Genomic DNA, 11,960 nt, shown 5'->3' on the forward strand with positions numbered 1-11,960 from the left:
CTTCAGTCGTTAATAAAAGTTAAGGGCGCGATTCTAACAGAAACCATCTGGCCGAAACAGAGCGAGAGCGGAATCACACTTTAATAATTTTACCAACGTCATTTTTTTATTTGCGCAAACGTTTGCTTCTGGTGGCAATGATAGATGAGGCCGAGGCAAAAGTGTAGTGTTTTTAATGTTAAAATCGTAAAAATGCGGCAGGGAAATGTGAAGGCTTTGCCAGCAGTATAAAACTGCTGGCAAGTTGGTTTAGGAGGCGTCGAGTTTGACTTCTTTCCATTCTCCCGGCGCCAGGTCGCTGACGGTCCAATCTGCCATTTTATAACGGATAAGGCGCAGGGTAGGGTAGCCGATATGAGCTGTCATGCGGCGGACTTGGCGGTTGCGTCCTTCTTTGAGGGTAATGGCCAGCCAGGTGGTCGGAATGTTTTTCCGTTCGCGAATGGGCGGGGTCCGCTCCCAGACTTCTGGACTGGCAATGACTTCCACCCCGGCTGGCAGGGTTGGGCCATCCTTGAGCGTCACGCCGCGGCGCAATTGTTCGAGCTCTTCTTCGCTTGGCGCGCCTTCTACCTGAACCCAGTAGATCTTGGGCTGTTTCGATTTTGGTTGGGTCAAGCGTGCCTGCAGGACACCATCATTGGTCAAAACCAACAATCCTTCACTGTCTTTATCCAGTCGCCCGGCCGGGTAAACGTCTTTCACCGAGACATAATCAGACAGCGTTTTATCCCCCGGCTCGCCGGTAAATTGGGTCAAAACGTTATAAGGTTTGTTAAATAATATGATTTTTGTCGGGCCGCGTGGCCGCTTTGGCTTATTTCGTATTCTTGATGGTCGGCGCTCATTATTGGCACGTTTGGGTTGACGCGAAGAGGTGTTTGGCTTCATAAATAGCGAGTTGTACAAGGGAAAAGTAAATTGACATACCTATTATACGCGAAAAATACAATGAGTGGCGTATCGATAAAATTTCAAGTATGATTTGCGCGCATCTTACAAAAAGATAACAAATGGACGCTAGGAGATTTAAATGGATAGTAAAGTAGTTGTACCAGCTGAAGGTCAGAAAATCACTCTGGACTCTGAAGGTAAACTGGTTGTTCCTAACAACCCTATCATCCCTTACATCGAAGGTGATGGTATCGGGGTTGACGTAAGCCCTGCGATGATCAAAGTCGTTGATGCCGCTGTCGAGAAAGCCTATGCCGGCGACCGTAAGATTGCCTGGATGGAAATCTATACCGGTGAAAAATCAACGCAAGTATACGGTGAAGATGCTTGGCTACCACAAGAAACCCTTGATTTTATCCGCGACTACAAAGTGGCAATCAAAGGTCCTTTGACGACGCCAGTAGGTGGCGGTATCCGTTCATTGAACGTTGCGCTTCGCCAAGAGCTAGACCTATACATCTGTGCCCGCCCAGTACGCTACTTCGACGGTGTACCAAGCCCACTTAAGCAACCTGAACTGACTGATATGGTTATCTACCGTGAAAACTCGGAAGATATCTATGCCGGTGTTGAGTTCAAGGCTGGTACCGAAGAAGCGGATAAAGTCATCAAGTTCCTGCAAGAAGAGATGGGCGCCACGAAGATCCGCTTCCCACAGCAGTGTGGTGTTGGTATCAAGCCTGTTTCTGAAGAAGGTACTAAGCGCCTAGTCCGTGCTGCGCTTCAGTACACGATCGATAACGATCGTGACTCGCTAACGCTGGTTCACAAAGGTAACATCATGAAGTTCACCGAAGGTGCCTTCAAAGATTGGGGTTACGAAGTGGCAGCGCAAGAGTTCGGTGCTGAACTGCTAGACGGCGGCCCATGGATGACGCTGAAGAACCCGAATACGGGCAAAGAAATCATCATCAAGGACAGCATTGCTGATGCGTTCTTGCAGCAAATCCTTCTGCGCCCAGCAGAGTACGATGTCATTGCCACGATGAACCTTAACGGTGACTACATCTCTGATGCTCTGGCTGCCCAGGTTGGTGGTATCGGTATTGCACCGGGTGCGAACATCGGTGATGGTGTTGCATTGTTCGAAGCAACACACGGTACAGCGCCTAAGTACGCTGGCCAAGATAAGGTTAACCCTGGTTCATTGATCCTGTCTGCTGAAATGATGCTTCGCCACCTAGGTTGGACTGAAGCGGCTGATCTAATCATCAGCTCAATGGAAGCGGCGATCAGCAACAAGACGGTAACCTACGATTTCGAGCGTCTAATGGACGGTGCGACACTGCGTAAGTGTTCAGAATTCGCCGATGACATGATTGAGCAGATGTAATTCTGTTTCATCATTGCGATAAAGCATAAAAAAGCCCAGCCCTGCTGGGCTTTTTTGTGTCTTAAATTTTCTAAAAATAACCTGCTAACTCTTGAGTTGTAATATTATTGTTAACTCTTGGTTCGTGAGATAGAACGTCGCTTATGCATAAGTTATGCATTTTGGTTTGGTGGTGTGACGAGGGGGGGAAGAAAGGTGGTAGGATAAATAAAAAAGACGAGCAATTACTCGTCTTCAGAAAGAGTCGTATTGGTCAAGCACGTTATTTTACGGCTTCACCTTCAACGGGAACGATCTCCTTGGCATGGAACCCTTTTGGCCCTGTCTCAACGGTATAGTTGACCTGTTGACCAGCCTTGAGTGTACGGTAACCATCCATCTGAATAGTTGAATAATGGGCGAAAATATCGCCTTCGCCTGTCTCAGGGCAGATAAAACCAAATCCCTTAGCGTTATTAAACCATTTAACTGTACCTGTTGCCATGCTTACATCCTTCTGTGCATTCAAGTTCCATTTTGCATTAGTCTGCTATTTCCTTTTTAACACGACTTGCATACTAATGCTAATTTGATGCAGTCAATATCCACTACAAGTTACACTTTAGTAAAAAGAATTAGGCAGTCAAGCGGGTTGTATAACATTTTGTTAAAATGCGATGTTGTGTAATATTTTTAGCATTTTTTTACATGCCTGCTTTTTTCTGGCACGTAATTTATGAAGGCGGATTCTCGCGGCTACTCCTTTGTGTTGGGGAACAAATAGAGGGAATTGACCCGGATTGTTGGCTCAGTCATAGTCATCTCTGATTTGCTGGAATACAATGTGTGCATTAGTCTGAATATAGGGATAGGAAAACGGTGGTCGGATAAACCTTGTAAGCATTATTGAGTGATAACTCATTGTTTCTTGGTAGACTATTCCTATCGTACTGGTAAGTTAAGGTTATGAGTAAGTTATACGAGTGGATTATTCCCGACTCTGATGTATTGGAAGAAGAGGAAGTCCAGGTCAAACCACCATCGATGTACAAAGTAATTTTAAATAATGATGATTACACACCGATGGATTTTGTGATAGAAGTGTTACAGAAGTTCTTCTCCATGGATCTGGAGAAATCAACACAGTTGATGCTAACTGTGCATTACGAGGGGAAAGCGGTGTGCGGAACCTTCACTGCCGAGGTGGCCGAAACCAAGGTGGCCCAGGTGATGATGTATGCGAGGGAGCATGAACATCCGCTACTGTGTACGATGGAAAAGGCATAGTCTTTTCCGGCACGCCATAATTGAGTGGTATTTAGGGGAGGTGCCTTATGCTAAACAAAGAACTTGAAGCGAGCTTGAATGCTGCTTTTGCGCGGGCGAGAGAGAAACGTCATGAATTTATGACGGTGGAACATTTGCTGCTGGCATTGCTGGAAAACCCAGCGGCTCAGGAGGCGCTGTTGGCTTGCCGAGCTAGTATCGATACGCTGCGCAAAGAGCTTGATTCGTTTATTGAACAAACGACCCCACTGATCCCAGTGGATGACGAAAGCAGGGAAACTCAGCCTACACTCAGCTTCCAGCGTGTATTACAGCGTGCTGTATTCCACGTTCAGTCTTCTGGCCGTAGCGAAGTGACTGGTGCTAACGTACTGGTTGCCATTTTCAGCGAGCAGGAGTCTCATGCGGCTTACTTACTCAAGAAGAGTGACATCAGCCGTTTAGATGTAGTCAATTTCATTTCACACGGCACCGTCAAAGATAGCGACAATGACGATATCAATGGGTCGGATGTCGGTGGCGAAGAGCCACGCTCAGAGCAGAGTTCCGAAGATAAACTGGAAAACTTTGCCACCAACCTTAACCAGCTGGCCCGTGCGGGTGGGGTTGATCCGCTGATAGGCCGGGATACTGAGCTTGAACGAACGGTGCAGGTGCTGTGCCGTCGCCGTAAGAACAACCCATTGCTGGTCGGTGAAGCCGGTGTGGGTAAAACCGCGATTGCTGAAGGTCTGGCTTGGCGCATTGTCGAGGGCCAGGTACCCGATGTGATCAAGGATTGCGTGATCTACTCACTGGATATTGGCTCGCTGCTGGCGGGCACCAAGTACCGTGGTGATTTCGAGAAGCGTTTCAAGGCTATCCTCAAACAGCTAGAGAAAGAAGATCAGGCCATCCTGTTTATCGATGAGATCCATACCATTATCGGTGCCGGTGCAGCCTCCGGTGGCCAAGTCGATGCAGCCAACCTAATCAAGCCGTTGTTGAGTAACGGTAAGTTACGTTGTATGGGATCGACCACGTATCAGGAATACAGCAATATTTTCGAGAAAGAGCGTGCCCTATCACGTCGTTTCCAGAAAATCGATATCATTGAGCCGTCACTGGATGACACCACCAAGATTTTGATGGGTCTGAAGCCGAAGTACGAAGCGCACCACGAAGTTCGCTTTACCAATAAAGCGATCCGTGCTGCGGTTGAGCTGTCAGCGAAATACATCAATGAACGCCACCTGCCGGATAAAGCGATTGATGTTATCGATGAAGCCGGTGCGCGATGCCGCCTGGCTCCAGCCAGTCGCCGCAAGAAGACTGTCAATGTCAGCGATATCGAGGCGATGATTGCCAAGATGGCTCGTATCCCTGAAAAATCAGTTTCCTCGAGTGACCGCGATGTGTTGCAGAAGCTCGACAGCAAACTCAAGATGCTGGTGTTTGGTCAGGATCCGGCGATTGATGTGCTCACCGAGGCGATCAAGCTGAGCCGCGCCGGTCTAGGGGCCGAGAACAAGCCTGTAGGCTCATTCTTGTTTGCCGGTCCGACCGGGGTGGGTAAAACTGAGGTAACGGTCCAGCTAGCCCGTACCCTGGGTATCGAGCTGCTTCGCTTCGATATGTCCGAATACATGGAGCGCCACACGGTGAGCCGCCTGATCGGTGCGCCTCCTGGCTATGTAGGCTATGACCAGGGCGGTTTGCTGACCGATGCCGTTATAAAGCATCCGCATTCGGTGGTACTGCTTGATGAAATCGAGAAAGCCCACCCGGATGTCTTCAACCTGCTGCTGCAGGTGATGGACAACGGTACGCTAACGGATAACAACGGCCGCAAGGCGGACTTCCGCAATGTGATTTTGGTGATGACCACTAACGCCGGTGTGACCGAGACAGTGCGCAAGTCGATCGGATTGATCCAGCAGGATCACAGCCATGATGCGATGGGCGAAATCAAGCGAGTGTTTACGCCTGAATTCCGTAACCGTCTAGACGGTATCATCTGGTTCAACCATCTTGAGAAAGATGTTATTTCCCAGGTGGTCGACAAGTTCATTGTCGAGCTGCAGGCACAGTTGGATGCCCGCGGCGTGTCAATGGAAGTGTCGTCGAAGGCCCGCGAGTGGCTGGCCAACAAGGGCTATGACAAGGCTATGGGGGCCCGTCCGATGGCCCGCGTGATTCAGGATAACCTGAAAAAACCGATGGCTAACGAGTTGTTGTTCGGTAGTTTGGTCAATGGGGGCTCGGTCCGGGTTGATATCGTCAACGATGAGCTGGACTTCCAGTTCAGCAGCGACCTAGAGCCTGCGCACTAAGCCAAAAAACGCTTTAGCCATAAATGAAATAACCGCCCGAGGGCGGTTATTTTTTTGCGTCGGCATGCGGCTTGAGGTACCGCGCGAGAAGGAAAATCGCTTATCGCTTATCGCTTATCGCTTATTAGCTGCGAATAAATGCAGTAAATCCGTGGCGATAGTGGCCGCAGCCAAGGCCGTCATGTCGGCATGATCATAGGCCGGGGCCACTTCGACAACATCCATACCGATCAGGTTGATACCCTGTAAGCCTCGAATGATCTTCAGTGCCTTGTCCGATGTCAGCCCGCCGCATACCGGGGTACCCGTACCCGGTGCAAAGGCGGGATCCAGGCAGTCGATATCGAAGGTGAGGTAAACCGGCATATCGCCAACAGTGTGTTTAACCTTCTCGACAATTTGCTCAACCGACCAGTCGTTGGCGGTGCCGGCATCCAAGACACTGAAGCCGAGTTTGTTGTCATAGTCGGTACGGATCCCGATCTGGATTGAGTGCTGCGGGTCAATCAAGCCTTCGTTTGGGGCATGGTAGAACATGGTACCGTGATCGAACTGGCTACCCATATCATAGGTATCGGTATGGGCATCGAAGTGGATCAGCGCCATTTTGCCGAACGTTTTCGCATGGGCGCGCAGCAGCGGCAGGGTGACGAAGTGGTCACCGCCGAATGTCAGCAAGGATTTGCCGGCTTCAAGCAGTGACGTCGCATGGTTTTCCAGGCGTTCACACATCTGGGCGGCATCACCGCTATCAAAAACCAAATCCCCACAGTCAGCGATGGTAATGGCATCTTTAAGTGCAAACGGCCAAGGCCAGCGTTTGCCTTCCCAGGCAAGGTGGGTTGATACCTGGCGGATTGCGTTCGGGCCCATGCGGCTGCCTGAGCGACCGGTGGTGGCCATATCGAACGGTACACCGGTGATAATGACATCGGCATCGGTGGAGTGTGGTGCAAACTCTAGCGGCTGGCGCAAAAAACCAAAGGCATTGGCCGTCAGCGAATAATCAGGGTGAGTTGCAAGCGTTGCCATAGTCGGTTCCTCGGTTTTCAAAATGGCCACCAGCGTGCTGGTGGCCTTGTTCTGTTATTGGGTTGGCTTTATCGGCTGAACCGTTCTCTAAAGCTGGCTTTGGACATCTTCCAAGTAGGTGTAGCCATTTAGCCCTTCTTCGAGCTCGCTCAAGATGGCGCTGTGCTCGTGTTCAGGCAAGTGTTGCTTGACCATCTGTTCGTACTGGGCCAAGAAGTTGGCGGAATCAAGGCGGACGCTGCGTAGGACATCTTTGACGCTGTCGCCGTGCTCGACACGCTCAATCTCATAGCCGCCGTTTGGCTGAGTGCGAACAATCGCGGTATCGGTATCACCGAACAGGTTATGTAAATCGCCCAAGATCTCTTGGTAGGCCCCGACAAGGAAGAACCCCATGCGGTATGGCGATTCATCGCTCCATGCCGGTACCGCCAATGTACTTTCTATGCCTTGGCCTTCAACATATTGCTCAATGGCTCCGTCTGAATCACAGGTAATGTCCAGGATCACTGCGCGGCGCTCTGGCTCCTTGTCGAGGTTGCTCAGCGGCAAAATTGGGAAAATCTGATCGATTCCCCATGCGTCTGGCAATGACTGGAACAGCGAGAAGTTGACAAAGAATTTGTCAGCAAGGCGCTCGTGCAGCTCATCCAGCAGCGGACGGTGGGCCCGGTTCTTCGCCGACAGCATTTTCTCTAGCTCGTAGCAGAGTCTCAGGCTGATTTGTTCAGCCCATGCGCGTTCAGTAAAGTTCAGCATGCCAAGGGCAAATTGAGTATGGACTTCAGCCAGATCGCTCTGGTTGTCGTGGTAAATCTCAATCAGCGAACGAGAGTCGGTCAACGTCATCAACTCCTGCCACGAATGCCACATGTTGTGCAGGATCTGCGGTGCCGTTGTCTCCGGCGGGTTAACCGACTCTTGTTTATAGCTTTCTACACCAATCACGTCAGTGATCAGTACCGCATGGTGAGCTGTCAGGTTACGGCCCGATTCGGAGATAATTCTCGGCATCGGGATACTGTACTCTTTACAGATATCACCCAGGGTGTAGACCACATTGTTGGCATACTCACGCAGGCTGTAGTTCATCGAACAACTGCTCTGGCTGCGGGTGCCTTCGTAGTCGACGGCCAAGCCGCCACCGACATCGACGGTGGTGATCCCGGCACCCAGTTTCTTCAGTTCGGCATACACCCGGCCTGCCTCACCGACACCGTTGCGGACATCGCGGATATTGGCAATCTGCGAGCCGAGGTGGAAGTGAAGCAGCTGCAGGCAGTCGAGCATATCGTTGTCGCGAAGCTGATCAACCACTGACAGCACTTGCGATGCCGACAGGCCAAACTTGGATTTCTCGCCACCACTGGCTTGCCATTTGCCCTTGCCTTGAGAGGCCAGGCGGGCACGCAGACCCAGACGCGGCCTTACCCCGAGCTCGATGGCTTCTTGCATGACGGTTTTTAGCTCGGACAGCTTTTCCAGCACAATATATACATCATGGCCGAGCTTTTCGCCGATCAGGGCCAGGCGGATATATTCCCGATCTTTATAACCGTTGCAAACAATCACTGAGCTGGCTTGCTGGGCCATCGCGAGTACCGCCATCAACTCAGGTTTGCTACCGGCTTCCAAACCGAGCTGGCGCTGCTGTTTGGCATACTGGCTAGCGAGTATCTCGCTGACCACCGCCTCTTGCTGGTTTACCTTGATAGGGTAAACCGCCAGATATTCACCTTGGTATTGGTAGTGGTCGATCGCCTGGTTGAATACTGTGCACAGCGTATCGACCCGATGGTGGAGAATATCGGGAAAACGAACCAATACCGGTAAAGATGCGCCTTTGGCTATTAACTGATCCGCTAACTGTGACAGGGCAATGGTGTTAAACGGGTTCTGGCTGTCGGGCCTCGCCACTACCTCACCTTGCGGGTTGATATCAAAGTAGCCTTGTCCCCAATAAGGGATATTGTAAACGTCACGCGCATTTTTAGTCGTCCAATCACTCATTACTTTTTCCTCGGACAGTGATTGGGTACTGACAGTGTATCGACAGCTGTGGCAAGGCCCAGCCTCAAGACTGTAAGCACCAGGTTAGTTAATATTCATCAGGCAGATGTGTGAAGCGCTGGGAATGCAATGGGCCTCAGCACATCATGGTGAATCAAAGGGGTTAGACGCCGCTAGACAGCGTCCTTTGGCTCCGCCTTTGCGATATTCTTTTTTTACGGCGCTCAAGATGCGGCGACGTGTTGAGCGGTCGGTCTTTGGGATGGATAGTAGCTGCGATGTCGCAAACGTTCACCAGGCTTAATTGCACCAGCGCATCATGCATTGCGATAGGTTTCATTGTCATTCCTAAACGGCCGTGCTGCAGACAGATTTCACGGTATGACAGAGTAAGGTGAGGGCATCTCCCTCGTATACACCTCGTTCGCCTTGGGCCTTTGGGTGCAGGGAGGATTAGACAACTGAACGTGGGTTGTGGCAAATAAAATAAATTTGCAGCGACGATAAGGGAATCTTATTGGCCGTGGCAACGTACAACGGCCGCCTTTTACGGCCGTAGAAAAAATAAAACCCGGCACAGTGCCGGGTTTTATTTGTATTCTGTAATCTTGATTAAAGATTAACGGGCGCGGAAGACGATGCGGCCTTTGGTTAGGTCGTATGGAGTCAGTTCCACAGTTACCTTGTCACCAGTAAGAATACGGATGTAGTTTTTACGCATTTTGCCAGAAATGTGAGCGGTAACAACGTGACCGTTCTCAAGCTCTACGCGGAACATAGTGTTAGGTAGTGTGTCAAGCACAGTACCTTGCATTTCAATTACGTCTTCTTTTGCCATTGAATCCTCTTAGGCTACCAGCCATTCATCTGATCGGGCCGGATAATGCCTTGAAACTGTTTGAGTGTAAAGTTTAGGCCGCAATTTTACATCTGCGAATGTGCTTTGTCAGCTACTCTGATGCATTAATCCGTATTTTATCGTATTTCCCTCAGGCAGTGGTGAAAAATGCAGCTCAGTTTTCATCAAAACGTTGCCATCCATGTGCTGTTAGCTTCTCGCAGGGCCTGAAACGAATTTTATAGTTCATCGCTTGGCACTGGTCTATCTGGTAACCCGGATACAGCCAGCGGCGTCCCGAGCGTTGGCAATATTGGATTTGATACAGGACACAGAGCGTACCCAGTGACAGTGTGCTGTCGGGCTCGAAGAAGCTGTACACTGCACTCATGGCATCTTCGAAGACATCGGTGACGGCAATGGCTATCAGTTGTTCATCCTGGTAGACATGCAGGAACCGGGTATCCATCCATGGGGCGGTGCAAAACTCAAAGAACTGCGCCTTGTTGGGTGGGTACATACTGCCATCGGCATGACGCTGGGTAATGTAGCGGGCGTAAAGTGGGTACCAGCCTGGATCTAACTCGGTCTTGAACTCCCATCGCAGCCGTGCCATCTGGTTGCGTTGGCGCTTTTGACTCTTCGATGGACGAAACGCGGGGCAGTCAACCCGCAGCGGAACACAAGCGCTGCATTGCTGGCACATTGGCTTGTAGACGGCGTTGCCACTGCGGCGGTAGCCCGATGCCAGCAGCACGCCGTAGCCAGCCGGTGTCAACCAGTGGTGATCCATCACCACGCCAAGTTGCTCGGTTTGGTCTGGGAGATAGCTGCACGTGGATTCCGGTGTTAGCCCGATACGCAGCGGGAGCTTGTTAATACTGGTCATGTGGTGAGAAAGTTAACTCCTGGCTGTGGTAACATTCTTCACTCAGTATGGCATCTCTTTGCTGGTGGAGGAAACGCGTGAACAGGCTTCGTTCCATTTCACCGGCCCCCAAGGAGGCGAGGTGATCATTCATCATCTGGCAATCGATGAGCTGGCCACCATGGGCGTTGAAGTGTTTGCAAAATAGCCAAAGGGCGATTTTTGAGGCGTTGTCAGCTAGCGAGAACATGGATTCTCCACAGAATATCCCGCCGACGCTGATACCGTAAAGTCCGCCAACAAGCTTGTCCTGCTGCCACACTTCTACCGAATGGCAGTACCCGAGGTCATGCAGTTGCTGGTAGGCCTGGATCATTTCAGGTGTTATCCAGGTTTCTTCTGCTTTTCGGGTGGTAGCGCAGAGCTCGATAATGTCGTGGCAAGCATGGTTTAATGTGACCAGATAGTCAGATTTCCTGAAGAATTTGCGTAAGCTCTTACTGGGTTGAAACTGGCCGGGCAGGAAAACGGCCCTCGGTGCCGGGCTCCACCACAGCAGTGGTTCGCCCTCGGAAAACCATGGGAAGATCCCCTGACGGTATGCGCTGACAAGGCGTTCAGGGCGCAGATCCCCGCCAAAGGCCAGCAGGCCGTTTGGGTCGGCCAGTGCCGTTTCAGGAGCAGGGAAGTCAGTATTGACCGGATCAAGTTCCGGAAGATAAATTGCCATAATTACACTAAATGTAGCCGATCTCTCCCCAAGTCGTTCGACGTTACTGTGGGGGGAGCCTAGGGTTGCCGGGAAAGAGGATTATATGATGAGAAAATGGTTAGTGTTATTGTTTATTTTACCACTGGCACTTTCTGCGGCGCCCTACAACAGGAACCAGGCACGAACAGTGAACAAGGTGGTGTTTGGTGTGGTGGACAGTGTTCGATATATCACCCACCAGGATGTGGTTGATTCGCAACGCAATGGTTGGGAAACCTTACTCGGTGGGGTTATCGGCGGCTTGATTGGTAATCAGTTTGGTGGTGGCTCTGGACGGGAAGTCGCGACGGCGGTTGGTGCTGTCGCTGGGATGGGGATAGCCCACAACCGCCAGCCGACCCGGCAAATTGTCCACTATCGTTTGGTTGAACTGCTTATCAGGGCAGAAGATGGCACCTTGATTGACGTGATCCAGGATGTTGACGCGAGCATGCTGTTTCAACCCGAAGACAAGGTGAGGATTTTGTATTTCGATAATGGGGTGCGAGTGGACAAGACCTATCCGTGAGGGGGAGCATAGACGAAGCTAAACAAAGCGTGATGGCAACACCATCACGCTTGGGTCGTTTCGGTTG

The 11,960-nt window shown here is 50.8% G+C and carries 12 protein-coding genes; 4 read left to right on the plus strand and 8 right to left on the minus strand.

Going from position 1 to position 11,960, the window contains the following annotated elements; all coding sequences use genetic code 11:
- Window positions 1–249 precede the first annotated feature (249 nt).
- A complete protein-coding gene (locus C9J03_RS07975; protein ID WP_044624411.1) occupies window positions 250–891 on the minus strand; it encodes a pseudouridine synthase in 642 nt (213 codons plus the stop codon).
- A gap of 142 nt (window positions 892–1,033) precedes the next feature.
- On the opposite strand from C9J03_RS07975, the gene icd reads away from it, so the two are divergent.
- Window positions 1,034–2,287: an NADP-dependent isocitrate dehydrogenase gene (gene icd, locus C9J03_RS07980; protein WP_044622914.1), complete on the plus strand. Its 1,254-nt coding sequence runs from the start codon at window positions 1,034–1,036 to the stop codon at window positions 2,285–2,287.
- Window positions 2,288–2,549: 262 nt separating this feature from the next.
- On the opposite strand, the gene cspD is transcribed toward icd, so the two are convergent.
- On the minus strand, window positions 2,550–2,771 hold the full coding sequence (gene cspD, locus C9J03_RS07985; RefSeq protein ID WP_039459846.1) for a cold shock domain-containing protein CspD: 222 nt from the start codon (window positions 2,769–2,771) through the stop codon (window positions 2,550–2,552).
- Between the two features lie 461 nt (window positions 2,772–3,232).
- Here cspD and clpS point away from each other — a divergent pair, with 461 nt between their 5' ends.
- Together clpS and clpA are read left to right on the plus strand one after the other, a co-directional pair.
- Entirely contained in the window at window positions 3,233–3,553 is a 321-nt protein-coding gene (gene clpS, locus C9J03_RS07990; RefSeq protein WP_039459836.1) for an ATP-dependent Clp protease adapter ClpS, read from the plus strand.
- A gap of 47 nt (window positions 3,554–3,600) precedes the next feature.
- Window positions 3,601–5,865 (plus strand): ATP-dependent Clp protease ATP-binding subunit ClpA, encoded by a 2,265-nt coding sequence (clpA, locus tag C9J03_RS07995; protein WP_044622915.1) that lies wholly within the window; start codon window positions 3,601–3,603, stop codon window positions 5,863–5,865.
- A 114-nt stretch (window positions 5,866–5,979) separates the two neighbouring features.
- Here clpA and speB read toward each other — a convergent pair whose 3' ends face one another.
- The 6 genes from speB to aat all read right to left on the minus strand — a co-directional run bounded on the left by speB (window position 5,980) and on the right by aat (window position 11,343).
- Window positions 5,980–6,897 (minus strand): agmatinase, encoded by a 918-nt coding sequence (speB, locus tag C9J03_RS08000; RefSeq protein ID WP_044622916.1) that lies wholly within the window; start codon window positions 6,895–6,897, stop codon window positions 5,980–5,982.
- Window positions 6,898–6,984: 87 nt separating this feature from the next.
- Window positions 6,985–8,907, minus strand: a complete 1,923-nt coding sequence (speA, locus tag C9J03_RS08005; protein ID WP_044622917.1) for a biosynthetic arginine decarboxylase — start codon at window positions 8,905–8,907, stop codon at window positions 6,985–6,987.
- A gap of 163 nt (window positions 8,908–9,070) precedes the next feature.
- Entirely contained in the window at window positions 9,071–9,247 is a 177-nt protein-coding gene (locus tag C9J03_RS26665) for a hypothetical protein (RefSeq protein ID WP_156136179.1), read from the minus strand.
- A 279-nt stretch (window positions 9,248–9,526) separates the two neighbouring features.
- Window positions 9,527–9,745, minus strand: a complete 219-nt coding sequence (infA, locus tag C9J03_RS08010; protein ID WP_005298441.1) for a translation initiation factor IF-1 — start codon at window positions 9,743–9,745, stop codon at window positions 9,527–9,529.
- Window positions 9,746–9,920: 175 nt separating this feature from the next.
- Window positions 9,921–10,625 carry an arginyltransferase gene (locus tag C9J03_RS08015; protein ID WP_044624412.1) on the minus strand — a complete coding sequence of 235 codons (705 nt, stop codon included), beginning with the start codon at window positions 10,623–10,625 and terminating at the stop codon, window positions 9,921–9,923.
- A complete protein-coding gene (aat, locus tag C9J03_RS08020) occupies window positions 10,621–11,343 on the minus strand; it encodes a leucyl/phenylalanyl-tRNA--protein transferase (protein ID WP_044622918.1) in 723 nt (240 codons plus the stop codon). Before aat ends, C9J03_RS08015 begins: the two co-directional genes overlap by 5 nt.
- An 88-nt stretch (window positions 11,344–11,431) precedes the next feature.
- Here aat and C9J03_RS08025 point away from each other — a divergent pair, with 88 nt between their 5' ends.
- Window positions 11,432–11,893, plus strand: coding sequence for an outer membrane lipoprotein (locus C9J03_RS08025; protein WP_044624413.1), 462 nt, complete (start codon window positions 11,432–11,434; stop codon window positions 11,891–11,893).
- Window positions 11,894–11,960: the final 67 nt, after the last annotated feature.

This window comes from Photobacterium gaetbulicola (assembly GCF_003025515.1).
Classification (GTDB): domain Bacteria; phylum Pseudomonadota; class Gammaproteobacteria; order Enterobacterales; family Vibrionaceae; genus Photobacterium; species Photobacterium gaetbulicola.

Coding starts and splice junctions, on each gene's coding strand:
- C9J03_RS07975 (WP_044624411.1), bottom strand. CDS start 891: ATGAAGCCAAACACCTCTTCGCGTCAACCCAAACGTGCCAATAATGAG.
- icd (WP_044622914.1), top strand. CDS start 1,034: ATGGATAGTAAAGTAGTTGTACCAGCTGAAGGTCAGAAAATCACTCTG.
- cspD (WP_039459846.1), bottom strand. CDS start 2,771: ATGGCAACAGGTACAGTTAAATGGTTTAATAACGCTAAGGGATTTGGT.
- clpS (WP_039459836.1), top strand. CDS start 3,233: ATGAGTAAGTTATACGAGTGGATTATTCCCGACTCTGATGTATTGGAA.
- clpA (WP_044622915.1), top strand. CDS start 3,601: ATGCTAAACAAAGAACTTGAAGCGAGCTTGAATGCTGCTTTTGCGCGG.
- speB (WP_044622916.1), bottom strand. CDS start 6,897: ATGGCAACGCTTGCAACTCACCCTGATTATTCGCTGACGGCCAATGCC.
- speA (WP_044622917.1), bottom strand. CDS start 8,907: ATGAGTGATTGGACGACTAAAAATGCGCGTGACGTTTACAATATCCCT.
- C9J03_RS26665 (WP_156136179.1), bottom strand. CDS start 9,247: ATGAAACCTATCGCAATGCATGATGCGCTGGTGCAATTAAGCCTGGTG.
- infA (WP_005298441.1), bottom strand. CDS start 9,745: ATGGCAAAAGAAGACGTAATTGAAATGCAAGGTACTGTGCTTGACACA.
- aat (WP_044622918.1), bottom strand. CDS start 11,343: ATGGCAATTTATCTTCCGGAACTTGATCCGGTCAATACTGACTTCCCT.
- C9J03_RS08025 (WP_044624413.1), top strand. CDS start 11,432: ATGAGAAAATGGTTAGTGTTATTGTTTATTTTACCACTGGCACTTTCT.